Origin of the sequence: Kitasatospora sp. NPDC001309 (assembly GCF_042896295.1) — a bacterium.
Lineage (GTDB): Bacteria > Actinomycetota > Actinomycetes > Streptomycetales > Streptomycetaceae > Kitasatospora.
The window spans coordinates 1-26136 of record NZ_JBIAXC010000038.1; the positions used below are offsets into that span (position 1 = coordinate 1).

Genomic DNA, 26136 nt, shown 5'->3' on the forward strand with positions numbered 1-26136 from the left:
CGCGGCGTCCACCGCTCCGTCCAGGCCCTCGAACGCGACATCCGCGCCTGGGTCGCCGACTGGAACACCGACCCCCGGCCCTACGTCTGGACCAAGACCGCTGACCAGATCCTCGAATCCCTCGCTGGATACATCCGACGGATCAAGGACTCAGGACACTAGGTCCGCACCGTGGTACGCGATATGGCCCGGGTGGGTCGTCGACAACTGCGCATTGAGCTGCCTGGCGATGTGCAGTGCAGCGAGTTCGTGTCGCATGACCGGTGACGTCATCATGACGATCTCGCCCTCGGCGATCTCGACCTTCCCTATCCCCGGCACCTTCGGCAACTGATCCGCGATCTCAAGCAGCCGGGCGAACACTGCAGGATCGACGCTCACACTCCGGAGTGTATCCGCGCCCGCTGTCAAGCGTCCGCGACCGCTCGCCTCGTGGTACGGGCCTGGTGGGTGGCGTGGAGGGTGACGGCGGCGGCGAGGGTCATGGCGGTGAGGCCGACGGTGGCGGCGCCGGGCCAGCCGGTGGAGTGGTAGGCGTCGGCACCGAGGGTGCCGCCGAGGCTGTTGCCCAGGTAGTAGGCGATCAGGTAGAGGGCGGAGGCCTGGGCGCGGCCTCCGGTGGCGGTGCGGCCGACGGCGGCGGAGGCGGTGGTGTGGCCGGCGAAGAAGCCGGCGGTGATCAGCACCAGGCCGAGCAGGGCGCAGACCAGGGAGTCGGCGAGCGAGAGCAGCAGCCCGGCGGCGGTCACGCCGACGGCGACGTAGAGGGTGCCGCGCCGGCCGAGCCGGGCGGAGAGGCGGCCGACCGCGGCGGAGGTGCCGGTGCCGACCAGGTAGACGACGAAGATCGAGGCGGCGATCGACTCGGGCAGGTGGAAGGGCGCGGCGATCAGCCGGTAGCCGACGGTGTTGTAGACCGCGCCGAACACCGCCATGAACAGCATGCCGAGCGCGTACAGCCGTACCAGCAGCGGGTTGCGCAGGTGCCGGCCGACGGTGCGGGCGAGGGCGCGCGGGTCCACCGGGGCCGGGGTGAAGTGCCGGGCGGCGGGGATCAGCAGCCGGAAGGCGAGCGCGGCGAGCAGGGCGAGGGCGGCGGAGGCGGCGAGGCCCCAGCGCCAGCCGAGGGCGGCAGCGGTCCAGCCGGAGATCAGTCGGCCGCCCATGCCGCCGATGCTGTTGCCGGCCACGTACAGGCCCATCGCGGAGGGCAGCGCGCTGGGGTGGACCTCCTCGGCGAGGTAGGCCATGGCGGTGGCGGGGAGCCCGGCGAGGGCGGTGCCCTGGAGGACGCGCAGCACGACCAGGGTGGTGAGGTCGGGCGCGAGGGGCAGGGCGACGGCGAGGGCGCAGGCCGCGAGGACGGAGGCCGTCATCACCGCGGTGCGGCCGTACCGGTCGGCCAGCGCACTGGCCGGGAGCAGCCCGAGGGCGAGGCCGAGGGTGGCGGCGGAGGCCGTCCAGCTGGCCTGGCCGGGGGTGAGGTCGAGGTCGGCCGAGAGGACCGGCAGCAGGCCCTGGGTGGAGTAGAGCAGGACGAAGGTCGCGACACCGGCGGCGAACAGGGCGAGGTTGGCGCGGCGGAAGCCGCGCCCGCCCGGGCGGTGGCGGTCGTCCCGGTCGAGGGTGTGCTCGGTGGAGGCATCCGGGGTGGCCGCGGATGCCCTGGTATCGGAGGGCTGCATGGCTCCGACGCTAGGCCTGGCGCGGCTGATGCGTCCAATGCATGAAGAGTGGATGATCGATGCGCCGGTGTATGAGTCGAGGTGGGACGGGGATGGCCGTGGCGGACGCGTCGGACGGAACGGAGCAGCCCTACCGGGTGGCCGAGTTGGGGCCGGAGGAGCCGGCCGTGCTGCTGGCGCCCAGGTTGGCGAGGTTCGCCGCGGTGGCCCGGCTGGAGCACGTGACCCAGGCGGCCGCGCTGCTCGGGGTGCCGCAGCCGACGCTGTCGCGCGCGGTGTCCCGGCTGGAGGCGGAGCTGGGGGTGGGCCTGCTGGCCCGGCAGGGCCGGACGGTCCGGCTGACCAGGGCGGGCCGGCTGCTGCTGGCCTCGGTGGAGCGGGCGCTGGCGGAGCTGGAGCGCGGCGCGGAGGCGGCCCGGGCGGAGGCGGACCCGGCGGTGGGGCGGGTGGCCTTCGGCTTCCTGCACACGATGGGCCCGGACGCCGTCCCGGCGCTGCTGCGGGGCTTCCGGGCGGCGCACCCGCAGGTGCGGTTCCAGCTGGTGCAGGACTACGGCACGGCGATGCTGGAGCGGTTGCGGGCGGGCGAGTTGGACCTGTGCCTGGTCGCGCCGCTGCCGGACGACCCGGCCTTCACGGCCCGCCCGCTGGACGAGCAGCGGCTGCACCTGGCCGTCCCGGCGGACCACCGGCTGGCGGGGCGGCGGCGGATCCGGCTGGCGGAGGTGGCCGAGGAGCCGTTCGTCGGGCTGGAGCAGGGGTACGGGCTGCGCATGATCACGGACGGCTTCTGCGCGCAGGCCGGCTTCGTGCCCCGGCTGGCCTTCGAGGGGGAGGAGGCCGAGACCCTGCGGGGGCTGGTGGCGGCCGGGCTGGGGGTGGCGCTGCTGCCGCCGGCGCTGGTGCCGCGGCCCGGGGTGGTGGAGCTGGAGGTGACCGCGCCGCGGACCCGGCGGGCGATCGGCCTGGCCTGGGCGGCGGGGCGGCCGCTGACGCCGCCGGTGGCGGCGTTCCGGGACTTCGTGCTGTCCCGGCGGGGGCGGCTGCTGCACCACGACTGAGGTGGTCGGCGCGATGCGGCCTGTTTGGCGGATCCTATGGACCGGGCGGTGGAATTCCGGTCCTGCTTTGGACCATCCGGTGGTGTTCCCGGTGGTAGGTCTACGCGCGTAGGGGCTATATTTCCGCAATGGAGAAGCAGATCCCCGTCACCACCGCGGGCACCGGCCCGCGCATTCCCACCCCCGACCAGATCCGCCGCGCGCCGAAGGTCCTGCTGCACGACCACCTCGACGGCGGGCTGCGCCCGGAGACCGTCGTCGAGCTCGCCGCCGCGACCGGCTACGAGGGGCTCCCCACCACCGACGCCAAGGAACTCGGCGAGTGGTTCCGCGAGGCCGCCGACTCCGGCTCGCTGGTCCGCTACCTGGAGACCTTCGCGCACACCTGCGCCGTCATGCAGACCCGCGAGGCCCTGGTCAAGGTCGCCGCCGACTGCGCCGAGGACCTGGCCGCCGACGGCGTCGTCTACGCCGAGGTCCGCTACGCCCCCGAGCAGCACCTGGAGGGCGGCCTGAGCCTGGACGAGGTCGTCGAGGCCGTCCAGGAGGGCTTCCGCCTGGGCGAGGCCAACGCCCGCGCGGCCGGCCACCGGATCCGCATCGGCACCCTGATCACCGCGATGCGGCACGCCGCCCGCTCGCAGGAGATCGCCGAACTGGCCAACCGCCACCGGGACTCGGGCGTCGTCGGCTTCGACATCGCGGGCGCGGAGGCGGGCTACCCCCCCACCCGCCACCAGGCCGCCTTCGACTACCTCAAGGGCGAGAACAACCACTTCACCATCCACGCGGGCGAGGCCTTCGGCCTGCCGTCGATCTGGGAGGCCCTGCAGTGCTGCGGCGCCGACCGGCTCGGCCACGGCGTGCGGATCGTCGACGACATCACCCTGAACGAGGACGGCAGCGTCGAGCTGGGCCGACTGGCCGCGTACGTGCGCGACAAGCGCGTCCCGCTGGAGATGTGCCCGACCTCCAACCTCCAGACGGCGGCCGCCGCTTCGTACGCCGAGCACCCGATCGGGCTGCTCAGCCGGCTCAAGTTCCGGGTCACCGTGAACACCGACAACCGGCTGATGAGCGGCACCAGCATGAGCCAGGAGTTCGGCCACCTGGTGGACGCCTTCGGCTACACCCTGGGCGACATGGAGTGGTTCACGGTGAACGCGATGAAGTCCGCGTTCCTGCCCTTCGACGAGCGGCTGGCGATGATCAACGACGTGATCAAGCCGGGCTACGCCGAGCTCAAGGCGGAGTGGCTGTTCAGCGCGGGCACCGCCGGCAGCTGAGCCGACGGCCCGTCCTTGCGGTCGGATGAACGCGGCTTCCGGGTACGGAAGTTGGCGTTCATCCGACTACTCACTCGGGTGAGTGAACGCCCTTTGGTTCTCGCGCGACCCTGTCACTACGGTGTGCCAGTCAATGCTGACAGGCCGTGGCGGCACTCGCCCGTCCGTCGCCCCGTGCGATGTCGGCCACCGACGAGGACCCAAGGGGACGAACCATGAAGCAGGCTCTCAAGGCCGCCGGTACCGCGGCGCTCGGCATCGCCATCGCGGCGGTCGGCGCCGGCACCGCCTCCGCGGCGGCCGGCCAGGCGGCCGGCGGCCTCGGGCTGCCCACCGGCGCGGTGACGAACCCCGCGGTGACCGGTGCGGTCACCGACACCGCGGCCAAGCTGCCCGGCGGCGACAAGGTCGCCGGCACCCTCGGCACCCTGACCCCGAGCGCCGGCCAGCCCGCCGCCGCTCCGGCCGCCGAGGCCGCGCCCGCCGCCCCGGTCGCCGGCCTCACCCAGCAGCGCGTCGGCGGCCTGCCGAACGTCCCCGGCCTGGACAAGACCCCGATCGGCGGGGTTGCCGGCGCGCTGGGCGGCCTGGGCGGCTGATCCGGCCACCCGCACGACGACGGGCCGCCCGCCCCCGGAACTCCTCCGGGGGCGGGCGGCCCGTCGTCGTGCCCGCCGGTACGGCCTCACGGCTCCTGGGGGAGCAGCACCCACAGCGCGAGGTAGATCAGGAACTGCGGGCCGGGCAGCAGGCACGACAGCAGGAAGATCAGTCGGACGGTCCACGGGGTGAGGCCGAAGCGCTCGGCGATCCCGGCGCAGACGCCGGCGATGACGCGGTTGTGGCGGGGGCGGGCGAGGCGGGCGCTCATGGGAACTCCTTGGCTGGCTGGCTGCCGGTGCCGGGTGGTCCGGCGGGCGTACCTCCATACTCCGCCGCCGCCGGCCCGGAAACCTCCACCCACCAGGCGATCCTCGACCCCGGTAGGTCACCGGGAAGACGGAGACCCGGATCGGGGTCCGCCTCAGGGATGACCCGGAGGTGCGGGTACGGAAAAACCCGTTCGCGAAGGTGTCGGGGCGGAGGGATATGATTCCGCGGTCGCTGATGGTGGGGGGAAATCCGGCGGCGCCGTCACGGCCTCAAGAGGCCCCTCACGCCTGCGATTTCGCACTTCTCTCGGGCTGCGCCCGAATTCTCCCGTGAGGTCCCCTTGCGCAATCAGTCCCGCAGAATCCTCGCCGTGGCCGCCGCTGCCGCGCTGGCCTCCGGCGCCGCCCTGACCTCGGCCCCGGCGGCACTGGCGGCCCCGACGGCCACTGCCGCGCCCCAGGGCACCCAGGCCACCTCGCCGGTCACCGCCGCTTTCGGCGGACTGCCCGACTCGGTCAAGGCGGGCGGCGCGCCGATCGAGTTCTCCGTGACCCTCAAGAACACCGTCGACCACCAGATGGACGTGCTGGGGTCGGTCCTCACCCTCGCGGACCCCGGCCTCGGCATCAAGCCGGGCCAGTTCAAGCTGGAGTACCAGGCCCCCGGCACGACCGGGTGGCAGGCCGCCGAGGAACGCGGTGCCGCTGTCTGGGACGTCGACCGCAACGGCGGCCGGCACGTGGCGGCCGGTGCCGAGGCCGTCTACCGGCTGCGGCTCACCGTCTCCGCCGATGCCCCGGCGGGTCGGGTGGGCCCGGGCTTCAACGCCATCGTGTCGGACCCCACCCTGCCCCCCGAGCAGCGCATCTCGACCGCGCTCAGCACCTCCCCGAACCTGGTGGTCGCCCCGGCGGTCACGCCGACCACGCCGGCGACCACGCCCGCTGCCACGGCGGACGTCCGGCTCGACGGGGTGCCCGCCGTCTTCACGGCGGGCACGGAGTCGAAGCCGTTCAAGCTCGTCCTCGGCAACACCAGTGGCAAGGACCTCCGGCTGGTGCCCGCGATCGTGTTCCAGGGGAAGGACCTGCTCCCCTCCGGGACGGTCAGGTTCGAGTTCCAGGCGCCGAACGGGGACTGGCTGGAGGGCACCCCCGGCGGTGACTCGGACCACCCGGCCTGGCTCTGCATGGGCCTGCGGGCGGGGAGCAAGGACGCCGACGTCGTCGTCCTGCCGAAGGGCGGGACGAGGACGTTCAACCTCCGGCTGGCCTTCACCAAGGACGCGCCGGTCGTCGCCGAGTCCCTGCTCGCCAGGGTGGGCAGCCTGCCCGGCGCGGGTGAGAGCGGCGCCGAGTCGTTCAGCCCGAGGGCGGACTTCACCATCCAGGCCGCCACCGGCACCCCGGCTCCCACCACCCCGGTCACCTCCGTTCCGGCCGCCCCGGCCACCGTTGCCGCCGCTGTCCCGGCCGCGCAGGTCACCACCGGCGCCCCGAGCCCCGCGGCCGAGCCCGTGCAGGTGGCGGCCGCCGCCGCCCCGGCCCCGGCGGCCGTGGAGGCCACCCGGCTGGCCTCCACCGGCGGCGGGTCCTCTTCCGCCCCGATGGCGATCACCGGCGCGACCGCGATCGCCCTCGGCATCGGAACCCTGGTCGTCGCCCGCCGCCGCCAGCGCGCCCAGGGCGCCGGGAACTGACCCCGGACAGCACGAGGCCCGTCCGTCCCCGCTCGAAGGCGGGGACGGACGGGCCTTGCGGCGTTCCGGGGCTCAGCCGGCCGGCTGCTGCGGAGGCTGCGGCTGGGCGTACGGGTTGTCCGCCACCGGCTGCGCCGGCGCGCCCGGCTGAGGCGGCACGGCGCCCTGCGGCGGCACCGGCTGGCCCGGCTGCCCGGCCGGCTGGGCGTACGGGGCGTTCGGGTTGAACGCGGCCTGCTGGGCGGCGGCGTTGGGGTCGTGCGGGGCGTTCGGGTTGTACGGCGCGTGCGGGGTGTACGGCGTGACCGGCTGGGGCGGCGCGTTCTTGGCGTTGCTGCGCTCGACGACGGCCTTCACCGTGGCGACGATCATCGCGATCGGCAGGATCAGCGCCTGGAAGAAGATCCGGTAGGTGCCGCCCTCGAAGACGAACGCCAGGTAGTAGGCGTAGCCCGCGAACCCGAGGCCAATCACGATGTTGAGGATCCGCATGCCGACCTTGAGCCCGCGCAGCGGCAGGACGCCGAGGACCAGCATGATGGCGCCGCTGAGCGCCAGCAGAACGACGTACCAGGAGAAACCGGGTTCGTTGGTGAAGTCGAGATTGTTCAAGGGAATTTCCTGTGGGAGGAGAATGACGACGGGAACCGTCCGGGGACGACAGCGCACAGTACTGGAGGGGGCCGACATCCGTCGTCGCCTTTTCATCACGGTGTCGTTGCGCCGGGTCGCGGCTGCGCCGGAGCGGTAATTGACGAGGTGGGAAATGACTGTTTATGAGGTGCTGCGGGTCTTTTGCGGGCCGGACGGGCAGTACGGCAACGCGCTCGGTGTGGTGCGGGACGGCGCCGCCGTTCCGGGGCGGGCGGCGCGGCAGGCCTTCGCCGGTGAACTCGGTTTCAGCGAGACGGTGTTCGTCGACGACGCGGAGCGCGGGGAGATCGACATCTACACCCCGAGCGTGCGGCTGCCCTTCGCCGGCCACCCGTGCGTGGGCGCCGCCTGGCTGCTCGGGGTGGACCGGCTGGTGACCGCCGCCGGGGAGGTGCCGGTGCGGCGCGAGGGCGGGCTGACCCGGATCGAGGCCCGGCCGGAGTGGGCCCCGGGGCGGACCTTGCGGCAGTACGGCTCGGCCGCCGAGGTGGAGGCGCTGGAGGTGCCGCCGCCGGGGGAGTGGGTGTACGCCTGGGCCTGGCAGGACGAGGCGGCCGGTACGGTCCGGGCGCGGGCCTTCCCGGGCCGGGGTGACGGCATCGACGAGGACGAGGCGACCGGTGCGGCGGCCCTGCTGCTGGCCGGCCGGCTCGGGCGGGCGCTGACCGTCACCCAGGGCCGGGGTTCGCAGCTGCTGGCCGGTCCGCGGCCGGGCGGGCTGGTCGAGGTCGGCGGCCGGGTGGTGCGTGCCTAGGCCCTGTCCGGCCGATCTTGCCGGGCCCGCGACGCCGGGCATCCCGCCTGCCCGCACGCCCGAATCGCCCGAGTACACCCAGTACGAGGACGATCCGGGCGCACGCCCAGCCGGGCGCCCACCGCCGCGGGCTGATCCGACAAGATCGACCGGACAGGGCCTAGCCGGCCGGCGGGGTGGGGCCCGCGTAGGCACGCGGACGGGCCGCGGGTGCCATGGTCACCTTCGGGGTGACGGCGGCGGCCACCGGCGGGGCGGCCAGGACGGCGGCCCGCCGGGCCCGGGCCGCGGTCCGGTGCTCCCGCAGCAGGCGGCGCAGGCCGGGGACGAGGGCGAGGTGGGCGATCATCACACCGAGCACGGCGAACAGTATGTGGTCCACGTTGAGCACGTGCCCGGGCGTCCAGGAGGAGAGGAACTCCAGGCCGGTCGCCAGCAGGGCGGACACACCGGTGGTGCGCAGGAAGGACGGCAGCCAGGGGGCCCGGACCCGGCCGCCGGCCAGCGGCAGCAGGACGCCGAGCGGGGCGAGCAGCAGGAACTCGCCGACCACCTGCCACGGGGTGGAGGAGCGGAGCGAGGCCAGCGGCGTCAGGTTGGCGTCGTACACCCAGGCCACCGGCAGGGGTCTGAGCACCAGCCAGAGCACCAGCGTCAGGTGGAGGGCCAGGCCCGCCAGTCCGGCGTGCCGGAGGGGTCGGTGGACGCCCGCCGCCGGCCTGTTCTCGGTCCGTGCGCCGGAACGCTCGTCGCGTGTCCTGGTGCCATCTCGCTGCACGGGGGGAAGGACGTGGGCCGGTGGCGCGGCGGTTCCACGCCGGGCGTGAACATTCCGGGGCGCGCCCCCGTTTCCCGTCACACGGGGTCGACGGAGTCGACGGGGGCGCCTCGCCCGAGGACGGGCCCTACCGGCAGGGCGCCGCCGTGGGCACCGCGCCGAACACGTTGTCGGGCGGCGGCGAGCCCGGCACCACCGGGGTGGGCGAGGGGCTCGGGCTCGCCTTGGCCGCGCCGCGGGACGGGGTGACGGCCGGGGCGGGCGGGGTCGGGGTGGCCAGCGCGGTCGGTATGTGCGGGGCGCTCGGGCAGGCCGTCCGGCTGGCGGGCGCGCCGGCGTCGACCGGTACGGCGGTCGGCCGGATGCCGCAGCCGGAGGCCAGCGCGAGCAGGAGCAGGACGCCGGCGGTGCGGCGCAGGGCGGTGCGGGTGGGGGCGGTCACGTGGCGTCCTTGAGCTCGGCGTCGCCGGCGGGGCCGAGCTCGGTCCCGCCCGCGGACGGCGACGGCGGTTGGGTCAGCGGCAGCGTCAGGGTGAACACCGCGCCGACCTCCCCGTTCGCCGCCGTGATGGTCCCCCCGTGGATCTGGGCGTTGGCCATCGCGATGGACAGCCCCAGGCCGCTGCCCTCCGAGCGGGCCCGGCCGCGGTCGGCCTTGTAGAAGCGGTCGAAGACGTGCGGCAGCACGTCCTCGGGGATGCCGGGGCCGCTGTCGGAGACCTCGACCACGACCGAGTCCGCGGACTGCCGGACCTTGACCCGCACCGGCGAGCCGCCGTGCTTGAGCGCGTTGCCGATCAGGTTGGCGAAGACCACGTCGAGCCGGCGCGGGTCGACCACGGCCAGGATGCCGCGCGGGGCGTCCAGTTCGACCGCGTCGTACCAGGCCCGGCCGTCGATGCAGGACATGATCAGGTCGGCGACGTCGACCTCGTCGGCGACCAGCCTGGCGGTGCCGGCGTCGAAGCGGGTGACCTCCATCAGGTTCTCGACCAGGTCGGACAGCCGCCTGGTCTCGCTCACCACGAGTCGGACGGCGGGCTCGATCATCGGGTCCAGCGACTCGGCCTCGTCCTCCAGGATGTCGGTCACCGCGGTCATCGCGGTCAGCGGGGTGCGCAGCTCGTGCGACATGTCGGCGACGAACCGCCGGCTCTGCGCCTCGCGCGCGCTCAGCTCCTCGACCTGCTCGTGCAGCGACTCCGCGGCCCGGTTGAAGGTCCGGGCCAGGTCGGCGAGTTCGTCGGAGCCCTCGACCTCCAGCCGGGTGTCCAGGTGGCCCTCGCCGAGCCGCTTGGCGGCCTCCCCGAGCCGCTTGACCGGCCGCAGCACGGTCGAGGAGGCGGCCTGGGCGAGCAGGGCCGAACCGATCAGCGCGAGCAGGGTCGCGATGGCCAGTGACCAGCCCAGGGTGTTGAGGTCGGCCCGTTCGTTCTCCAGCGACTTGAACATGTACGCCGTCGGGCCGTTCGGCAGCACCTTGGTGCCGCCGATCACGAACGGGCGGCCGTCCAGGTTCTGCCGCTGCCAGTACAGGTGGTACGGGTACGGGTTGCTCTCGGTGACCTCGCGCGGCTTGGCGACGGTGGACTGCAGCGCCGCCGGGACGTCGGCCAGGGTGAAGCGCGTCGGGGCGGAGGAGACCGCCGGGCACTCGGGGTGCGCCGGGTCGACCACGACCACGTCGTAGGACAGGCCGGAGCTCGCCACGTTGGAGGCCAGCGTGGCGAGGTCCGGGCAACTGGCGTTCAGCGGCAGGTCGGAGACGTTGCGGCTGAGCGAGACCCGGAAGTCGTTCAGCGCGGTGTCCTGGGCGCGCTTGAGCACCGCGTCGCGGTTCAGCCAGTACGCGATGCCGGAGGCCGAGACGGCGGCGAGCAGCGCGACGGCCGCGAACACCGCGATCAGCCGCACCCGCAAGGAGCGCAGCCGTCGCCACGGGCCGGACGAGAACCGTCGGGCAGTCTGCTGATGGTCAGTCACAAGAGCCTGTCGTCGTACGGGAGTTCAGGAAGGGGGCGAGGGGCTCAGGCAGGCGGGTCCAGTCGGTAGCCCACCCCGCGCACGGTGCGGATCAGGGTCGGCGCGGACGGCACGTCCTCGACCTTGGCCCGCAGCCGCTGGACGCAGGCGTCCACCAGGCGGGAGTCGCCGAGGTAGTCGTGTTCCCAGACCAGCCGCAGCAGCTGCTGGCGGGAGAGCGCCTGGCCGGGGCGGCGGCTGAGCTCCAGGAGCAGCCGCAGCTCGGTCGGGGTGAGCTGGAGGTCCTGCCCGTCCTTGGTGACGGTCATCGCGGCCCGGTCGATCACGACGGTGCCGTACGCGGAGGAGTCGGAGCTCTCCCGCTCACCGCGCCGCAGCACGGCGCGGATCCTGGCGTCCAGCACGCGCGGCTGGACCGGTTTCACCACGTAGTCGTCCGCGCCGGACTCCAGACCCACGACCACGTCGATGTCGTCCGAGCGGGCGGTGAGCAGGATGATCGGCAGCTGGTCGGTGCGGCGGATCCGACGGCAGACCTCGAAGCCGTCGATTCCGGGCAGCATCACGTCCAGCACGATCAGGTCGGGCCGCTGCTCCTTGAAGAGCCTCAGACCGTCCTCGCCGGAGGCGGCGGTGGCCACACGGTGGCCCTGGCGGGTGAGAGCGAGTTCGAGGCCGGTCCGGATGGCGTCGTCGTCCTCGATCAGTAGGAGGAAAGGCACGGCCCCATTTTGGCCCACCGGGAGCGCCGAATCACCCCCCGGACCGGTCACCGCCCGTACGGGAACCGGAAGGACGGCCGCCGGCGTCCGGAACGGCGGGAGGAGGAACGGGTCGAAGGGCCCGGCCCTGTGACACCCCTGTGACAGTCGGCGGACAGCGCCATCACAACCGGCGGGCAGGATTTTCCATGTCGCCGCAGGACAGCGGGCCGCAAGGGCCGGCTGGAGGGCGGCAACAGGAACCGCTCGTACCGAACCAAGGGGGCGCACGATGAACGCCATGCTTCAGACCCGGACCAACCCGGCTGTCCGCACCGCGCGTTCCTCAGCGACCACCCACCGGACCCGGTACGAGATCAGGACCGACGAGAACTCCGGTGCCGTGACCGTACGGGGGTGCGCGCACAGCACCGGTGGAAACCCTGTCGCCCGCCGGGTGAGCGGCGGCGGCAGGACGGGGGAGCTGTACGGGATCGGCCGACTGGGGAGTACGGCCGACTCCGGCAACACCCTCACGCTGCGGGGGATCCTCCCCGTCCGCGTCGAGGGCACGGACGCCCGGGGGGGCGACCAGAGGAAGAACGGTCTGCGGACGGTCGGCTCGGGGGAGCCGGCCGGTCGCGGGGCCGCCGGTGCGACGCTGCTGCGGCTGAACCCCGCGCCGGCCCGCACCACCGAGGCGGGACAGGGAGACGCGCAGGGGGAGCACCCGGCCGTCGCGGAGGACCACATCACGGAGTTCACCGCGTACGTGCGCGAGCGCCGCGCCTCCCTGTACGCCACGGCGTACCACCTCACCGGTGACCGCTACGAGGCCGAGGACCTGCTGCAGAGCGCGCTCTTCAGTACCTACCGGGCCTGGGGCCGGATCACCGACAAGGCCGCGGTCGGGGGCTACCTCCGCCGCACCATGACCAACCTGCACATCTCCGCCTGGCGGCGCCGCAAGGTCAACGAGTACCCGACCGAGGAGCTGCCGGAGACGGCCGGCGACACCGACGCGATGGGCGGCACCGAGCTGCGCACCGTGCTCTGGCAGGCGCTGGCGAAGCTGCCGGAGAACCAGCGGACCATGCTGGTGCTGCGGTACTACGAGGGCAAGACCGACCCGGAGATCGCCGACGTGCTGGGGATCAGCGTCGGCACGGTCAAGAGCAGCATCTGGCGCGCGCTGCGCCGGCTGCGCGACGACGAGCACCTGAACAAGTCGGGCGACACCGTCCGGGCGTTCGGCGAGCTGGTCGCCTGACGGCGGCGAGCGGGGAGCAGGGGACAGGACTCCCGTCGGGGGACGGGTAGCGGACGGTTGCGGTTCGGGGGCGCCAGCTCGGGGGAGCGGCGCTCGTGGGGAGCCCAAGCCGTTCGGTGGGCGACGGGCCCGGTGCGGGGGAGACGCACCGGGCCCGTCGTCGTACGTCCTCGGGCGGTCCCGCCCGGCGCGGCTCAGACCGCCGACAGCTCCCGCCGCCCCGAGGCGGCGCGGACCCGCCGCTCCGCCTCCGGCCCGGCGCACGGGTACGAGCCCAGCTCGACCTGCCGTCCGACGATGGCCCGCTCGGCCCGCATCAGTCGCAAGCCCCGGCGCAGCAGCACCGGCAGCGACTTGCGGCCCTCCCGGACGTCCCGGCGCAGTCGGCGCCAGGCCGTGGTGAGCGCGCCGTTGCGCAGGCACAGGGCGTCGCCGAGCAGGCCCTCGGCGGTGCACTCGGTGACGATCTCGGCGGCGAAGATGCCCTCGGCGATGAACGCGGTGGCGCCGTCCAGGTCCAGGGCGCGGGTGGAGATCCGACCGTTGTCCGGGATCGAGTACACCGGCACCTCGGTGCGCCCGCGCTCGTACAGCGCGCGGATGGCGGCGACGGCCTGGTCGCGGTGCCAGGCGAGCGGGGAGTCCCAGTCCACGGCGCCGTCGGGCAGCCGGGGGAGGGTGGGGTCGTCCCCGTCCTTGTAGAAGTCGTCCAGCTGGAGCACCGGGAGGCCGCTGCGTTCGGCCAGCGAGGACTTCCCCGATCCGGAGGGCCCGGAGAGCAGGATCACCCGGGCGTGGGCCGTCGGGACGGGATTCATGGGGGAGTCACTCACGGGACACCAGTCTGACGCATCCCGGCCGGTTGCCGAAACCGTTCTGCATCACACCTTCCGGCCGGCGCCCTCCGGTCGCGCCCTCCGGCCTCGCCCTCCGTCACGCCGTCCGGAAGTCGGGGCCGGCGAGGGCGAGGTGGAGCGCCGGCAGGTAGCGGCTGTCGAGCTGGAGGTACACCTGGCGCCCGCCGCCGGGCGGCTGGTAGCCGGTGGCGGCCCAGTCCTGGGAGTGCCAGGTGTCGGGCTCGGGCTCGTGGAAGGTACCCCCGGTGGGCAGTTCGAGCGGGCGGGCCCCGCGGGCGCGGAAGGTGACCGCGGCGGCACCCGGGGTGACGTCTAACCTGCCGTTGGTGTAGCGGTGTTGCCAGCCCGGCCGGTCGGACCGGGCGGAGCAGGGCAGTCGGGCGGGCTTCCCGGCGGCTAGGCGGCGGCGGACCCGCGCGACGTGCCAGCGGCGGACGAACCCGTCCGTCAGCAGCGGCATCAGCTCGGCGATCAACTCTCCCACGGCGCCTCCTCGGTGGTGTCGGTACCGGGGATTCTGGTCCGGACGCACACGCACGGCGAGCGCCGAAAGTCGCGCGGGCGGTGACGAAAGTCGACGGACCCGCACCAGGGGGGGAGAGGTGCGGGTCCGTCCAATGACCGTCCGGGCCCTGGGGGGGAGAGGGCGCTGGGGACGGCCAGTCTGTGGAGTTGTGATGCGGAACCGACGGAGGGTCAGATCCCCATCGGGTGCCAGACCGTCTTCGTCTCCAGGAAGGAGAGTAGCCGGTCGGTACCGGGCGCATCCGTCCAGTCCTGGGCGAACGGGTCCAGCTCCGGACGGACCACCCGCTTCAGGGTATCGGCGGCGGCGGCCTCCAGCGCGGTCGCCGCGCCGGGGCCGTCGGCGGCGACGGCGCCGGTGAGGTCCAGCGCGTTGACGTCCTGGTGCGAGGCCAGGGTGGGGGCGATGTCCGCGGTCCGGCCCGAGATGATGTTGACCACGCCGCCCGGGAGGTCCGAGGTGGCCAGCACCTCGCCCAGCGACAGCGCGGGCAGCGGGGCGTCCGCGGCGGCCGCGACCACGACCGTGTTGCCGGTGGCGATCGCCGGGGCGATCACCGAGACCAGGCCGAGCAGCGAGTGCCCGTACCCGGCCTGCGGGGCGACGATCCCGACCACGCCGGTCGGCTCCGGGGTGGAGAGGTTGAAGTACGGCCCGGCGACCGGGTTGGCGCCGCCCGCGATCTGGGCGACCTTGTCCGTCCAGCCCGCGTACCAGACCCAGCGGTCGATCGCGGCGTCCACCAGCGCGGCGGCCTTCTTCGGGCCGATGCCCTCGGAGACGGCCACCTCGGCGGCGAACTGCTCGCGCCGGCCCTGCAGCATCTCGGCCACCCGGTAGAGCACCTGGCCGCGGTTGTACGCGGTGGTGCCGGCCCAGCCCTTGACCGCCGCGCGGGCGGCCAGGACGGCGTCGCGGGTGTCCTTGCGGGTACCCAGCGGGGCGTTGGCGAGCCACTCGCCCTTTGCGTCGGTCACCTCGTACACCCGCCCGCTCTCGGAGCGCGGGAACTTCCCGCCGACGTACAGCTTGTAGGTCTTGAGGACGTCAAGACGCGCGAAGGTCGTGTCAGACATCGAGGTAGGCCTCCAGACCGTGGCGGCCACCCTCGCGGCCGTAACCCGACTCCTTGAAACCGCCGAACGGCGAGGTCGGGTCGAACTTGTTGAAGGTGTTGGCCCAGACCACACCCGCCTTGAGCCGGTTGGCCGTCCAGAGGATGCGCGAGCCCTTCTCCGTCCAGATGCCGGCGGAGAGGCCGTACGGGGTGTTGTTGGCCTTCTGGACCGCCTCGTCGGGGGTGCGGAAGGTCAGCACCGACAGGACCGGGCCGAAGATCTCCTCCTGGGCGATCCGGTGGGCCTGGCTGACGCCGGTGAACAGGGTCGGCCTGAACCAGAAGCCGGTGCCCGGGAGCTCGCACTCCGGCGACCAGCGCTCGGCGCCCTCGGCCTCGCCGGCCGCGGTCAGCTCGGTGATCCGGGCCAGCTGGGCGGCCGAGTTGATCGCGCCGATGTCGGTGTTCTTGTCCAGCGGGTCGCCGACCCGCAGGGTGCCCATCCGGCGCTTGAGGGCGTCCAGCAGCTCGTCCTGGATCGACTCCTGGACCAGCAGGCGGGAGCCGGCGCAGCAGACGTGGCCCTGGTTGAAGAAGATGCCGTTGACGATGCCCTCGACCGCCTGGTCGATCGGCGCGTCGTCGAAGACGATGTTGGCGGCCTTGCCGCCCAGCTCCAGCGACAGCTTCTTGCGGCTGCCGGCCAGCTGCTTGGCGATCGCCCGGCCGACCGGGGTGGAGCCGGTGAAGGCGACCTTGTTGACGTCCGGGTGCGCGGTGAGCGCGGCGCCGGTGCGGCCGTCACCGGTGACGATGTTGACGACGCCCTTCGGCAGACCGGCCTGGCGGCAGATCTCGGCGAAGCGCAGCGCGGTCAGCGGGGTGGTCTCGGCCGGCTTGAGGACGACGGTGTTGCCGGTCGCCAGGGCGGGCGCGATCTTCCACGCCAGCATCATCAGCGGGAAGTTCCACGGGATGACCTGGCCGGCCACGCCCAGCGGGCGCGGGTTGGCGCCGTAGCCGGCGTAGTCGAGCTTGTCCGCCCAGCCCGCGTAGTAGAAGAACCAGGCGGCGACGGTCGGGATGTCGAAGTCGCGGGTCTCGCGGATCGGCTTGCCGTTGTCCATCGACTCCAGCACGGCCAGCTCGCGGGCGCGCTCCTGGATGATCCGGGCGATCCGGAACAGGTACTTGGCGCGCTCGCTGCCCGGCAGCGCCGACCAGTCGGCGAAGGCCTTGCGGGCGGCGGCGACGGCGCGGTCCATGTCCTCGTCGGTGCCCTGGGCGAACTCGGCGAGCACCTGCTCGGTGGCCGGGTTGACCGTCTTGAGGGCCTCGCTGCCGGAGGAGTCGACGAACTCGCCGCCGATGAAGTGGCCGTACGAGGTCGCGATGTCGCCGGCGGCGGCGGGGGACTCCGGGGCCGGGGCGTAGGTGAAGAGGCCTCCGGCCGGCTGGGCCGCGGGCTCCTCGATGTTCTTCTTCTTGGCCATGGTGATCAGTCCACCGTCACGTAGTCGGGGCCGGAGTAGCGGCCGGTGGCGAGCTTCTGGCGCTGCATCAGCAGGTCGTTGAGCAGGCTGGAGGCGCCGAAGCGGAACCAGTGCGGGCTCAGCCAGTCGTCGCCGAGGGTCTCGTTGACCATCACCAGGTACTTCATGGCGTCCTTGGTGGTCTTGATGCCACCGGCCGGCTTCACGCCGACCTGGACGCCGGTGGCGGCGCGGAAGTCGCGGACCGCCTCCAGCATCAGCAGGGTGACCGGCGGGGTCGCGTTGACGGCGACCTTGCCGGTGGAGGTCTTGATGAAGTCGGCGCCGGCCAGCATCGCCAGCCAGGAGACCCGGCGGACGTTGTCGTAGGTCTGCAGCTCGCCGGTCTCGAAGATCACCTTGAGGTGGGCGTAGCTGCCGTCGGCGCGCTTGCACGCCTCCTTGACGGCGACGATCTCGTTGAAGACGTCGAAGTAGCGGCCGGAGAGGAAGGCGCCCCGGTCGATCACCATGTCGATCTCGTCGGCGCCCGCGGCCACCGCGTCGGCGGTGTCGGCGAGCTTGACCGGGAGGGCGGCGCGGCCGGCCGGGAAGGCGGTGGCCACGGAGGCGACCTGGATGTCGGTGCCCCGCAGGGCGTCCTTCGCGGTGGCGACCATGTCCGGGTAGACACAGATGGCGGCGACGCGCGGGGTGGTCGGGTCGGTCGGGTCGGGGGTCCTGCCCTTGGCGCACAGGGCGCGCACCTTGCCGACCGTGTCCGCGCCCTCGAGCGTGGTCAGGTCGATCATGGAGATCGCCAGGTCGATGGCGCGGGCCTTCGCCGTGGTCTTGATCGAGCGGGTCCCGAGGGACGCGGCGCGGGCTTCGAGGCCGACCTGGTCGACGCCGGGCAGGCCGTGCAGGAAGCGGCGGAGCGAGGCCTCGGACGCCGCAACGTCCGCGAGGCCGCTGCCCGCAACGCCGGGGGCATTGGCTGCAACAGTGGACATAGTCACCAGACCAGCATATCTACGCGCGTAGCCGACCGCTAGAGCGCCCACCTTTCCGGTGGCCTTTCGTGGCCGGACCGAGACCTCGGCCGAACGGGGCCGCCCGGCCGGGCCCGGGGTGCCGATCGGGGTGCCGACCGGGGTGCGCCCCGGCCGGGGTCGGGGCGCCATTCGTGGCCGGACCGAGACCCGCTGGTGAGGGGTGCATGGGGCAGAATCGACGCCATGACCGAATCCGACGGCAAGCCCCACCAGGGCCCGGCCGCCCCCGACGGGGACCCCGAGTACGCGGACCGCGTGTACCGCTCCGTCCCCGGCGTGATCTCCGGAGTGTTCCTGCTCGCCGTCGCCGCCTGGCTGATCGGCGACGCGGCGGTGACCGGCACCGGCAGGACCCCGTACGTCGCGCTCGCGGCGCTGCCGGTGTTCGCCCTCCCGGTGATCGCCTACACGCTGCGTCCGGCGGTGTTCGCCGACAGTCGGCGCCTGGTGGTCCGCAACCCCTGGCGCACCATCACCGTCCCCTGGGCCTCGGTCGACGCGCTGCGGGCCGGGTACTCGGTCGAGCTGCTGTCCGGCGAGAAGAAGTACCAGGTGTGGGCCGTCCCGGTGTCGCTGCGCCAGCGCAAGCGGGCCAACCGGGCGCTGAGCCGCGGCAACGCCGAGCACGCCTCCCGGACGGGCCTGGGGCTGGGCCTCGCCGCCCGGACCAACCCGGTCGTCCAGGGGTCCTCGGACCCGACCCGGGCCTGGTCCGACCAGGTGACCGACGTCCTCCAGGGGATGGCCGAGCGCAACGGCCGCCGGCCCGACGCCGCCGGCCCGGTGGTCGTCCGCTGGTGCTGGTGGGTGATCGTCCCGGCGCTGCTCGGCCTGGTCGCGCTGATCACGGTGATCGCGGTCTGACGACGACCGCACCACGAAGGAGCCCGCCGGAAACGGCGGGCTCCTTCGCGTCGGGGGAGGTGCGGCGAGGGGCGAGGCGGAAGTGCGGCGAGGGGCGGCGCGGTGGTGCGGCCCGACCGTCGAATGGGTTTTTATACGGTCGTAAAAACTGTCCGGTCCATCCGCCTTTGGTCCCTTGTCGGTCCATGATCACATAAATAGGCTGGCGCGGGTGTTGTAAAGCTTCCGAAAAGGCACATTCGTGATGACCGTCGCTTGGTGCGTCCAGAGTGACGCCCGTTGACAGTGGGGGAAATGTGACCAGTGGGGAAAGTCTGACAACCGGCGTGGACCGGGTCGTCGTCATCGGTGCCGGGCACATGGGCACCGCCATCATTTCCGGACTCCTGAAGAGAAATCCGGACCTTCCGCTCGAAATCGTGGAGACGGCCGAACCCCGGGCGCGCCTGGTGCACGCGGAATTCGGCCTGGAACCCGTCGTCCGGTACCGCCCGCAGCCCGGCGACGCCGTGGTCCTCGCCATCCAGCCGCAGGCCTTCGAGGGGTTCGCGGCCGACCAGGAGGCGGGGGCGTTCGAGGGGGCCCTGGTCATCTCCGTGATGGCCGGGGTGAGCATCGCGGCCACGACGGCACTGCTGCGCACCGACCGGGTCGTCCGGGCGATTCCCAACACGCCGTCCGAGGTCGCGCAGGGCATGACCGTGCTGTGCCCCGGCGCCACCGTGCCGGTGGCCGACGTGCGGACCGCCGAACGGCTGCTGTCCTCGATCGGCCGGGCCCTCACCGTGCGCGACGAGGCCCTCATCGACGACGCCACCGCGCTCTGCGGCGGTGGACCGGCCTTCGTCGCCCACATCGCCGGGGCGTTCATCGACTTCGCCGTCACCGCCGGGTTCGACCGGGCCCAGGCCCGGTCGATGACCACCCAGGTACTGCGCGGCACCGCGGAACTCCTGGATGCGACCGAGCACTCTCCCGAGGAGCTCTGCCGACAGGTCATGACCCCGGGGGGAACGACCGAACAGGGAATCTTCCATTTCCAGGAGCTGGGGCTGCAAGGCGTGCTCGTGGGGGGTTTGACCCGCTCCGCCGACCGTTCGCGTGAACTGGGCGGAATCGGCCGGTGAATGCGCGTGCCACGGCGGCCGCCGCCCCGGTGAATGCGGTGCGGCCGGGGAACCGGCCGAGAACTCGACCGAGAATTCCATTGGAGGGGGAATCATGCTGGGCGTGATCCGGCAGCACAATCCCGGCGACAGAACCGCGGCGGTGCATTCCGAGGAGCACTACGAGGTGTACTTCGGCCTCGGGCACAGCCTCCGACTCCAGGACCGCCAAGGCGTCTTCAAGGTCAGCCCCGCCGGGCTGAGCCTCGGCGACGTCCTGGTGCGCACCCTCGACCGGTCCGTCCTGGGCGGTTCGGTCCTCGACATGGGCACCGGCAGCGGGGCCCTGGCCCTGCTGATGCGCAGCCTGGGCGCCCGCGACATCGTGGCGACGGACGTGTCGATCCCCGCGTTGAAGACCGCCGCGGAGAACGAGCAGCTCAACTTCGGCGACCGGATCGTCCGGTACGACGCGGGCAGCCTGTTCCAGAGCCCGGCCGCGGACCGCAGGTTCGACCTCGTCGTCTTCAACCCGCCCGGCTGGCGCACCCCGTCCGCGGACTGCCGGCGCGAACTGCGGCAGCAGGGGCTCGCCGACCTCGAACTGTCGGCCATGTTCTCCGGGGAGGAGGTCCTCCTCGGCTTCCTGCGCGACCTCCCGCACCACCTGACCGACACCGGGCGCGCCGTCATCGGCCTCAACTCCATGACGGGCATCCAGGACGTGCTCCGCCGACTCGGCGGGCCGGCGGGCAGCGCCGGCCCTCTGGAGTTCCGGCTGATCGAGCGGCACAGCTTCCCGCTGTTCCTGTACACCAGGGAGTGGCACGCCTCCAGACAGGTGCTGACCAGGGAGTTCCACCACTGGAAGGAGCACCACGGCGCGGCCTTCAGCATCGCCGGCGACGGGACCCTCTACTGGTCGTACGAGATCGTCGAATGCCGCCTGGCCCGCCGGGGGGAGAGGCGGGCGGATGGGTAGCGTACGCGGCCGGGGCGCTCCGGCGGGCCTGGCCGCGATCGCGGTCGCCAACGTCATCCTCGGCTCGTCCTCGCTGTTCTGGCGGGCCCTGGCGCACGTGCCGCCGGAGACGCTGCTCGGCTACCGCATCCTGGTGTCGCTGGTGACGCTGTGCGGTGCGCTCGCGCTGCTGGGGCGGTTCCGGGCCGCCGCCCGCACGGCGGCCACCCCGAGGCTGGTGCTGGTGCACCTGACCGCGGCGGTGCTGGTCTGCATCAACTGGCTCACGTTCATCTGGGGTTCGATCCACGGGCGGGTCATCGAGACCGGCCTCGGCTACCTCATCGCCCCGGCGGTCACCGTCGTCCTCGGGACGCTGGTGATGGGCGAACCGCTCGGGCGGCTGCGCCGCGTCGCGCTCGGCCTGTGCCTGCTGGGCGTCGTGCTGCTCATCGTGCGCAGCACCGAGCTCGACTGGTGGGTGTACGTCACGATCGGCCTGACGTGGGGGGTGTACACCTTCCTCAAGAAGCTCACCACCGCCGACCCGGTCACCGGGCTGACCCTGGAGACGGCCCTGCTGGCGCTCGGCATCGGGATCGCCGTCCTCACCACGGGCTACTCGCTCGACCCGGGGCCGTCCGCCGGGCACACGGACTTCGTGCTGCTCGCGGTGTGCGGCCTGGTCTCCGTCACACCGCTGTGGCTGATCGCCTTCGGCGCGAAGAAGGTCAGCCTGACTGCGACGGGGTTCATCCAGTACGTGCTGCCGACGACCCAGCTCGTCGTCGCGCTGGTCTGGTACCACCAGCGGCCGTCCGCCAACACGCTGATCTGCTTCGCCGTGGTCTGGCTGTCACTGGTCTCCATCGTCATCGAATCGGCGCTGCGCGTCCGCCGGGCGCGTCCGCAGTCCGGGCCGGTCGCGGCACCGGTCGAGAAGGGGGTACGGCTGTGAGAACGGGCGACGTACTGGTCATCGGCCTCGGGGTGTTCGGCGCGGCGGCGGCCCAGGCACTGGCCGAACGGGGCGCGCGGGTGCTCGCCGTCGACGCCCACGGCCCGACGCACCGCTTCGGCTCCTCCCACGGCGAGACCCGCATCTTCCGGCGGGCCTACTGGGAGGGGACCGACTACCTCCCGCTGCTGGAGCGCGCCCACGAGCGGTGGACGGACCTGGAGGCCGCGTACGGGGACACCCTGCTGATGCGCACCGGAGGGGTCTTCGTCGGGGCCGAGTCCAGCGGCGTGGTGGACCTCAGCCGGCAGACCGCGGAGACCGGCGGCATCGCGCACGAGGTCTGGAACGCCGAGCAGCTCAACGGGCGCTTCCCGTGGTTCGGCGTCGGCGCCGACATGAAGGCGCTGTACGAACCCGGCGCCTACACCGTCCTGGCCAACCGCGCCCGGCTGGCCATGATCGACGAGGCGGTCCGCCGGGGCGCCTCGATCCGCTTCGGCGAGGAGGTGGTGGACCTGCGGTCGGCCGCCAGCGGCGTGACCGTACGGCTGCGCTCCGGCGGGACGCTCTCCTGCGACGCCGTCGTCGTCGCGACCGGCCCCTGGATGAAGGGACCGCTCGCACCGTCCACGGCGCGGCACCTGAGCCCGATGCGGGTCCCGGTCTACTGGTTCCGGGCGGACCCGAAGCTGGGCACCGAGGGCTTCCCGGCCTTCCTGTACGAGAGCGCCGACGGACAGGTCGTCTACGGCGTGCCCGAGTGGGGCGAGGGCGGCCGCGAGGTCAAGATCGGCTTCCACAACCGCCAGCAGACGCCCGGGGACCCGACCGACCTGGCGCGCCGCGAGGTCTCGGCGCAGGAGCGGGAGGAGATGGCCCGGATGGTGGCCCGGATCTTCACCGGCGTCCAGCCGGAGGCACCCCGGGCGCGCTACTGCTACTACACCCTGACCCCGGACGGCAGCTTCATCATCGACCGCTCGCCGGCGGACCCGCGGATCGTCCACACCTCGGCCTGCTCGGGGCACGGGTTCAAGTTCGCCCCCGCGGTGGGCGAGTGCGCGGCCGCCCTGGCGCTGGGCGAGCCCGCGCCGGTCGACCTGGCGCCCTTCGCGGGCGACCGGTTCGGCGCGGGAGCGGCCGGCGACCGCTGACCTCCCCCGGACGCGCGTGTGCCTCCCCACCCCGGACCGGGGCGGGGAGGCACACGCGCGACGGGGTCAGGCGGAGATGCCGGCGGCGGCGCCGAGGTCCCGCTTGATGTCGGCGAGCAGCCCGGCGGCCCGCTCCCGGGCGGCGGCCAGGTCGGCCGCGCTGCCGACCGGGAGGACGACCTCCAGGTAGCACTTGAGCTTGGGCTCGGTGCCGGAGGGGCGGACCACGATCCGGGCCGAGCGCACGGTCTCGCCGGCCAGGTAGTAGCGCAGGCCGTCGGTGGGCGGCAGCTCGGCGGAGCCGGCCGAGAGGTCGTCGGCGCGGGTGACGGTCAGTCCGGCCAGGACGGTCGGCGGCTGCTCGCGCAGCCGGCGCATGGCGTCGGCGATCAGCGAGAGGTCCTGCACCCGGACGGACAGCTGGTCGGTGGCGTGCAGGCCGTGCTCCAGCGCCAGGTCGTCCAGCAGGTCGGTCAGCGTGCGGCCGGACCGCTTGAGCGTCGCGGCCAGCTCGGCGACCAGCAGGGCGGCGGTGATGCCGTCCTTGTCCCGGACGCCCTGCGGGTCGACGCAGTAGCCGAGCGCCTCCTCGTAGCCGTAGCGCAGGCCCTCGGCACGGGAGATCCACTTGAAGCCGGTCAGCGTCTCGGCGTAGCCCAGGCCGGCGGCCTCGGCGATCCGGCCGAGCAGGGTGGCGGAGACGATGGTGGTGGCGAAGGTGCCCTCGGCCTTCTTCGCGACCAGCGCGGAGCCCAGCAGCGCGCCGACCTCGTCGCCGCGCAGCATCCGCCAGCCGGAGGTGCCGTTGCCGCCGCCCACGGCGTTGCCGTTGACCGGGACGGCCACCGCGCAGCGGTCGGCGTCCGGGTCGTTGGCGATCACGATGTCCGGGCCGACCGCGGCGGCGGTGCGGAAGGCGAGGTCCATCGCCCCCGGCTCCTCCGGGTTGGGGAAGGCCACGGTCGGGAAGTCCGGGTCGGGCTCGGCCTGCTCGGCGACCACGGTCGGCGCGGGGAAGCCGGCCCGGCGGAAGGCGGCGACCAGGGTGTCGCGGCCGACGCCGTGCATCGGGGTGTAGACCACGTCCAGCTCGCGCGGGCTGTGCTCGTCGACGATCGAGACGGCCCGGGTCAGGTAGGCGTCGACGACGTCCTCGCCGAGCACCTCCCAGCCCTCCCCGGCGCGCGGGACGTCGTCCAGCGAGCCGATCGCGTCGATCTCGGCGGCGATCCCGGCGTCGGCCGGCGGGACGATCTGCGAACCGTCGCCCAGGTAGACCTTGTAGCCGTTGTCCTGCGGCGGGTTGTGGCTGGCGGTGACGGTCACGCCGGCGGCCGCGCCCAGGTGGCGGACGGCGAAGGCGAGCACCGGGGTCGGCAGCGGGCGCGGCAGCAGCGCGGCGCGCAGACCGGCCCCGACCACCACGGCGGCGGTGTCCCGGGCGAAGTCGTACGACTTGTGCCGGGCGTCGTAGCCGATCACCACGAGGTCGCCGAGGCCCTGCTGCTTCACGTACGCGACCAGGCCGGCGGCGGCCCGGATCACCACGGCGCGGTTCATCCGCATCGGGCCGGCGCCGAGCTCGCCGCGCAGGCCGGCGGTGCCGAACTGGAGGCGGTCGGAGAAGCGCTCGGCGAGCTCGGCCCAGGCGAGCGTGTTGTCCTCCTGGGCCTCCGCGCCCTCGGCCCGGGCGAGCAGGGCGGCGAGCTCCTCGCGGGTCTGCGGGTCGGGGTCCTCGGCCAGCCAGGTGCGGGCCCGGGCGAGGAGGTCGGTGGTAGGTGCCTGCGTCATGTTCTTGCCTGCTCCATCGGGAAGTGCGTCGGGTGACGGCCGGAGGGTTCCACGCAAAGGGGAGTAGAAGAGGTGTGCACATGCGGACGGGGCCCCCGGGATGGCGTGATCAGCGGATCACGCCGCCCGTGGGCCCCGTCGTTCATGATTCTGCGCCCGGCAGGCGTCAGATCCGCTCCAGGACCTTCGCCAGCAGCTCGCCCATGCGCTCGGCCGAGGCCTTGCCGGCCTCCAGGACCTCTTCGTGGTTGAGCGGCTCGCCGGTGATGCCGGCGGCCAGGTTGGTGACCAGGGAGATGCCGAGCACCTCGGAGCCGGCCTCGCGGGCGGCGATGGCCTCCAGCGTGGTGGACATGCCGACCAGCTCGCCGCCGATCACCCGGGCCATGTTGACCTCGGCCGGGGTCTCGTAGTGCGGGCCGCGGAACTGGACGTAGACGGCCTCGTCCAGGCTCGGGTCGACCTCGTGGCACAGGGCGCGCAGGCGCTTGGAGTACAGGTCGGTGAGGTCGACGAAGTTGGCGCCGACGATCGGGGAGTCCGCGGTCAGGTTGATGTGGTCGCTGATCAGGACCGGCTGACCCGGGGTCCAGCCCTGGCGCAGACCGCCACAGCCGTTGGTCAGCACGATGATCCCGCAGCCGGCCGCGGCGGCGGTGCGCACGCCGTGGACGACGGTGGCGACGCCGTGGCCCTCGTAGTAGTGGTTGCGGCCCAGGAAGATCAGGGCGCGCTTGTCGCCGATCTTCACCGAGCGGATCTTGCCGGCGTGGCCGGCCACGGCGGGGGCGGGGAAGCCCGGGAGGTCGGTGACCGGGAACTCGGCCACGGTCTCGCCCAGGGCGTCGGCGGCCGGCACCCAGCCGGAGCCCATCACCAGGGCGACGTCGTGCCGCTCGGCACCGGTCAGCTCGCGCAGGCGCTCGGCGGCGGCCTGGGCGGCGGCGTAGGGGTCGGCGGAGACGACCGACTGAGGAGAAGCGTTCACGGGTCCGAGGATAGACGGCTTTCGGCTACGCGCGTAGAAATTCGCCCGCGGCATGCCGGATCGTTACCCGGTTGGCCCGAAAACACAGCTCGGTGGCGCTTTCGGGTGACCGGGTTCGTCGATTCGTACGGAAAGAGGACCGGCGGTCAGCACGGCCGCCGGCGCAGCTCCATCACGTAGTCGTGCGGGGCCCCGGCGCTCTCCGCGGCGTCGGCGATCAGACCGAGGTAGCGGGCCGCGGGCAGGCCGCCCTCGTAGTCGTTGAGCACGTACGTCCAGACCGGGATGTCGCCGTCCAGGGTCTGCGCCCGCAGCTTGATCTTGCGGTAGATGCCGAGCTGGACGCCCTCCCAGCGGTCCAGGCCCTCCTCGTCCATCGGCGCGATGTCGTAGAGGGAGACGAAGACCTGGTCCTTCTCGTCCTCCACGACGGTGGCCAGCGAGCCCTCCCAGCCGAGCTGCTCGCCGCCGAAGGTGAGCCGCCAGCCGTCCAGCCACCCCGTGCCGCGCAGCGGGGAGTGCGGGGCTCGGCGGGTCATCTGCCGGGCATCGAGGTTGGTGGCATACGCGGCGTAAAGGGGCATGGGTGCAGCGTAGCCC

General features: G+C 73.2%; 27 protein-coding genes and 1 pseudogene. 12 read left to right on the forward strand and 16 right to left on the reverse strand.

Annotated features, from left to right (window positions below):
- Positions 1-162 (forward strand): annotated as a pseudogene (locus tag ACFY2K_RS31110) (IS630 family transposase); the annotation flags it as partial.
- Here ACFY2K_RS31110 and ACFY2K_RS31115 read toward each other — a convergent pair.
- Complete coding sequence (locus tag ACFY2K_RS31115) at positions 151-381, reverse strand: hypothetical protein (protein WP_387716000.1); 231 nt, start codon at positions 379-381, stop codon at positions 151-153. The pseudogene ACFY2K_RS31110 and the gene ACFY2K_RS31115 sit on opposite strands and share 12 nt — an antisense overlap.
- 26 nt (positions 382-407) lie before the next feature.
- Positions 408-1685: an MFS transporter gene (locus ACFY2K_RS31120; protein ID WP_387716003.1), complete on the reverse strand. Its 1278-nt coding sequence runs from the start codon at positions 1683-1685 to the stop codon at positions 408-410.
- Positions 1686-1777: 92 nt separating this feature from the next.
- On the opposite strand from ACFY2K_RS31120, the gene ACFY2K_RS31125 reads away from it, so the two are divergent.
- The 3 genes from ACFY2K_RS31125 (at position 1778) to ACFY2K_RS31135 (ending at position 4631) form a co-directional block, all read left to right on the forward strand.
- A complete protein-coding gene (locus ACFY2K_RS31125; protein WP_387716006.1) occupies positions 1778-2746 on the forward strand; it encodes a LysR family transcriptional regulator in 969 nt (322 codons plus the stop codon).
- A 128-nt stretch (positions 2747-2874) separates the two neighbouring features.
- Positions 2875-4032 carry an adenosine deaminase gene (locus ACFY2K_RS31130; RefSeq protein WP_375882303.1) on the forward strand — a complete coding sequence of 386 codons (1158 nt, stop codon included), beginning with the start codon at positions 2875-2877 and terminating at the stop codon, positions 4030-4032.
- Positions 4033-4247: 215 nt separating this feature from the next.
- Entirely contained in the window at positions 4248-4631 is a 384-nt protein-coding gene (locus ACFY2K_RS31135; protein ID WP_375882306.1) for an ATP-binding protein, read from the forward strand.
- Positions 4632-4717: 86 nt separating this feature from the next.
- Here ACFY2K_RS31135 and ACFY2K_RS31140 read toward each other — a convergent pair whose 3' ends face one another.
- Positions 4718-4903 (reverse strand): PspC domain-containing protein, encoded by a 186-nt coding sequence (locus ACFY2K_RS31140; protein WP_207813471.1) that lies wholly within the window; start codon positions 4901-4903, stop codon positions 4718-4720.
- Positions 4904-5275: 372 nt separating this feature from the next.
- Here ACFY2K_RS31140 and ACFY2K_RS31145 point away from each other — a divergent pair, with 372 nt between their 5' ends.
- Positions 5276-6604, forward strand: a complete 1329-nt coding sequence (locus tag ACFY2K_RS31145; RefSeq protein WP_387716009.1) for a hypothetical protein — start codon at positions 5276-5278, stop codon at positions 6602-6604.
- 72 nt (positions 6605-6676) lie between these two features.
- On the opposite strand, the gene ACFY2K_RS31150 is transcribed toward ACFY2K_RS31145, so the two are convergent.
- On the reverse strand, positions 6677-7216 hold the full coding sequence (locus ACFY2K_RS31150; protein ID WP_375894670.1) for a hypothetical protein: 540 nt from the start codon (positions 7214-7216) through the stop codon (positions 6677-6679).
- Between the two features lie 154 nt (positions 7217-7370).
- On the opposite strand from ACFY2K_RS31150, the gene ACFY2K_RS31155 reads away from it, so the two are divergent.
- The gene (locus tag ACFY2K_RS31155; protein WP_375894672.1) at positions 7371-8012 is read left to right on the forward strand and encodes a PhzF family phenazine biosynthesis protein; all 642 of its coding nucleotides are present in this window, start codon (positions 7371-7373) and stop codon (positions 8010-8012) included.
- A 160-nt stretch (positions 8013-8172) separates the two neighbouring features.
- On the opposite strand, the gene ACFY2K_RS31160 is transcribed toward ACFY2K_RS31155, so the two are convergent.
- The 4 genes from ACFY2K_RS31160 to ACFY2K_RS31175 all read right to left on the reverse strand — a co-directional run bounded on the left by ACFY2K_RS31160 (position 8173) and on the right by ACFY2K_RS31175 (position 11495).
- On the reverse strand, positions 8173-8790 hold the full coding sequence (locus ACFY2K_RS31160; RefSeq protein ID WP_375894675.1) for a VanZ family protein: 618 nt from the start codon (positions 8788-8790) through the stop codon (positions 8173-8175).
- A gap of 127 nt (positions 8791-8917) precedes the next feature.
- A complete protein-coding gene (locus tag ACFY2K_RS31165; protein ID WP_375894678.1) occupies positions 8918-9232 on the reverse strand; it encodes a hypothetical protein in 315 nt (104 codons plus the stop codon).
- Complete coding sequence (locus ACFY2K_RS31170; RefSeq protein WP_375894681.1) at positions 9229-10773, reverse strand: ATP-binding protein; 1545 nt, start codon at positions 10771-10773, stop codon at positions 9229-9231. Before ACFY2K_RS31170 ends, ACFY2K_RS31165 begins: the two co-directional genes overlap by 4 nt.
- Positions 10774-10817: 44 nt before the next feature.
- The gene (locus tag ACFY2K_RS31175; protein WP_063349065.1) at positions 10818-11495 is read right to left on the reverse strand and encodes a response regulator transcription factor; all 678 of its coding nucleotides are present in this window, start codon (positions 11493-11495) and stop codon (positions 10818-10820) included.
- A 586-nt stretch (positions 11496-12081) separates the two neighbouring features.
- On the opposite strand from ACFY2K_RS31175, the gene ACFY2K_RS31180 reads away from it, so the two are divergent.
- Complete coding sequence (locus tag ACFY2K_RS31180) at positions 12082-12744, forward strand: SigE family RNA polymerase sigma factor (protein ID WP_375894809.1); 663 nt, start codon at positions 12082-12084, stop codon at positions 12742-12744.
- A 194-nt stretch (positions 12745-12938) separates the two neighbouring features.
- Here the strand turns inward: ACFY2K_RS31180 and ACFY2K_RS31185 are convergent, their stop codons facing one another.
- The 5 genes from ACFY2K_RS31185 to deoC form a co-directional block, all read right to left on the reverse strand.
- A complete protein-coding gene (locus ACFY2K_RS31185) occupies positions 12939-13577 on the reverse strand; it encodes an ATP-binding protein (protein ID WP_380531369.1) in 639 nt (212 codons plus the stop codon).
- A 100-nt stretch (positions 13578-13677) separates the two neighbouring features.
- A complete protein-coding gene (locus ACFY2K_RS31190) occupies positions 13678-14085 on the reverse strand; it encodes a hypothetical protein (protein ID WP_380531372.1) in 408 nt (135 codons plus the stop codon).
- A 212-nt stretch (positions 14086-14297) separates the two neighbouring features.
- Positions 14298-15203 carry an aldehyde dehydrogenase family protein gene (locus tag ACFY2K_RS31195; protein ID WP_380531374.1) on the reverse strand — a complete coding sequence of 302 codons (906 nt, stop codon included), beginning with the start codon at positions 15201-15203 and terminating at the stop codon, positions 14298-14300.
- Positions 15196-16677, reverse strand: coding sequence for an aldehyde dehydrogenase family protein (locus ACFY2K_RS31200; protein WP_387716017.1), 1482 nt, complete (start codon positions 16675-16677; stop codon positions 15196-15198). Before ACFY2K_RS31200 ends, ACFY2K_RS31195 begins: the two co-directional genes overlap by 8 nt.
- Positions 16678-16682: 5 nt before the next feature.
- Complete coding sequence (gene deoC / locus ACFY2K_RS31205; RefSeq protein ID WP_375894692.1) at positions 16683-17669, reverse strand: deoxyribose-phosphate aldolase; 987 nt, start codon at positions 17667-17669, stop codon at positions 16683-16685.
- A gap of 225 nt (positions 17670-17894) precedes the next feature.
- Here deoC and ACFY2K_RS31210 point away from each other — a divergent pair, with 225 nt between their 5' ends.
- The 5 genes from ACFY2K_RS31210 to solA all read left to right on the forward strand — a co-directional run bounded on the left by ACFY2K_RS31210 (position 17895) and on the right by solA (position 22757).
- Positions 17895-18575: a PH domain-containing protein gene (locus ACFY2K_RS31210; protein ID WP_375894695.1), complete on the forward strand. Its 681-nt coding sequence runs from the start codon at positions 17895-17897 to the stop codon at positions 18573-18575.
- A gap of 326 nt (positions 18576-18901) precedes the next feature.
- Positions 18902-19702 (forward strand): pyrroline-5-carboxylate reductase, encoded by an 801-nt coding sequence (gene proC, locus ACFY2K_RS31215; RefSeq protein ID WP_387716020.1) that lies wholly within the window; start codon positions 18902-18904, stop codon positions 19700-19702.
- Positions 19703-19796: 94 nt separating this feature from the next.
- Positions 19797-20663 carry a methyltransferase gene (locus ACFY2K_RS31220; protein WP_375894701.1) on the forward strand — a complete coding sequence of 289 codons (867 nt, stop codon included), beginning with the start codon at positions 19797-19799 and terminating at the stop codon, positions 20661-20663.
- On the forward strand, positions 20656-21600 hold the full coding sequence (locus ACFY2K_RS31225; protein ID WP_375894703.1) for an EamA family transporter: 945 nt from the start codon (positions 20656-20658) through the stop codon (positions 21598-21600). Before ACFY2K_RS31220 ends, ACFY2K_RS31225 begins: the two co-directional genes overlap by 8 nt.
- Complete coding sequence (gene solA, locus ACFY2K_RS31230; protein ID WP_380531383.1) at positions 21597-22757, forward strand: N-methyl-L-tryptophan oxidase; 1161 nt, start codon at positions 21597-21599, stop codon at positions 22755-22757. Before ACFY2K_RS31225 ends, solA begins: the two co-directional genes overlap by 4 nt.
- A 66-nt stretch (positions 22758-22823) precedes the next feature.
- Here the strand turns inward: solA and ACFY2K_RS31235 are convergent, their stop codons facing one another.
- The 3 genes from ACFY2K_RS31235 to ACFY2K_RS31245 all read right to left on the reverse strand — a co-directional run bounded on the left by ACFY2K_RS31235 (position 22824) and on the right by ACFY2K_RS31245 (position 26120).
- On the reverse strand, positions 22824-24548 hold the full coding sequence (locus tag ACFY2K_RS31235) for a phospho-sugar mutase (RefSeq protein WP_380644842.1): 1725 nt from the start codon (positions 24546-24548) through the stop codon (positions 22824-22826).
- 166 nt (positions 24549-24714) lie between these two features.
- The gene (locus tag ACFY2K_RS31240) at positions 24715-25536 is read right to left on the reverse strand and encodes a purine-nucleoside phosphorylase (RefSeq protein ID WP_375894710.1); all 822 of its coding nucleotides are present in this window, start codon (positions 25534-25536) and stop codon (positions 24715-24717) included.
- A gap of 146 nt (positions 25537-25682) precedes the next feature.
- Positions 25683-26120, reverse strand: coding sequence for a gamma-glutamylcyclotransferase (locus ACFY2K_RS31245; RefSeq protein WP_350503464.1), 438 nt, complete (start codon positions 26118-26120; stop codon positions 25683-25685).
- Between the last annotated feature and the right edge of the window lie 16 nt (positions 26121-26136).

What these genes read in the sequence shown, in the direction of transcription:
- ACFY2K_RS31120 (WP_387716003.1), bottom strand. Translation starts at nt 1,685, where the DNA reads ATGCAGCCCTCCGATACCAGGGCATCCGCGGCCACCCCGGATGCCTCC.
- ACFY2K_RS31125 (WP_387716006.1), top strand. Translation starts at nt 1,778, where the DNA reads ATGGCCGTGGCGGACGCGTCGGACGGAACGGAGCAGCCCTACCGGGTG.
- ACFY2K_RS31130 (WP_375882303.1), top strand. Translation starts at nt 2,875, where the DNA reads ATGGAGAAGCAGATCCCCGTCACCACCGCGGGCACCGGCCCGCGCATT.
- ACFY2K_RS31135 (WP_375882306.1), top strand. Translation starts at nt 4,248, where the DNA reads ATGAAGCAGGCTCTCAAGGCCGCCGGTACCGCGGCGCTCGGCATCGCC.
- ACFY2K_RS31140 (WP_207813471.1), bottom strand. Translation starts at nt 4,903, where the DNA reads ATGAGCGCCCGCCTCGCCCGCCCCCGCCACAACCGCGTCATCGCCGGC.
- ACFY2K_RS31155 (WP_375894672.1), top strand. Translation starts at nt 7,371, where the DNA reads ATGACTGTTTATGAGGTGCTGCGGGTCTTTTGCGGGCCGGACGGGCAG.
- ACFY2K_RS31195 (WP_380531374.1), bottom strand. Translation starts at nt 15,203, where the DNA reads ATGTCTGACACGACCTTCGCGCGTCTTGACGTCCTCAAGACCTACAAG.
- ACFY2K_RS31200 (WP_387716017.1), bottom strand. Translation starts at nt 16,677, where the DNA reads ATGGCCAAGAAGAAGAACATCGAGGAGCCCGCGGCCCAGCCGGCCGGA.
- deoC (WP_375894692.1), bottom strand. Translation starts at nt 17,669, where the DNA reads ATGTCCACTGTTGCAGCCAATGCCCCCGGCGTTGCGGGCAGCGGCCTC.
- ACFY2K_RS31210 (WP_375894695.1), top strand. Translation starts at nt 17,895, where the DNA reads ATGACCGAATCCGACGGCAAGCCCCACCAGGGCCCGGCCGCCCCCGAC.
- ACFY2K_RS31220 (WP_375894701.1), top strand. Translation starts at nt 19,797, where the DNA reads ATGCTGGGCGTGATCCGGCAGCACAATCCCGGCGACAGAACCGCGGCG.
- ACFY2K_RS31225 (WP_375894703.1), top strand. Translation starts at nt 20,656, where the DNA reads ATGGGTAGCGTACGCGGCCGGGGCGCTCCGGCGGGCCTGGCCGCGATC.
- ACFY2K_RS31235 (WP_380644842.1), bottom strand. Translation starts at nt 24,548, where the DNA reads ATGACGCAGGCACCTACCACCGACCTCCTCGCCCGGGCCCGCACCTGG.
- ACFY2K_RS31245 (WP_350503464.1), bottom strand. Translation starts at nt 26,120, where the DNA reads ATGCCCCTTTACGCCGCGTATGCCACCAACCTCGATGCCCGGCAGATG.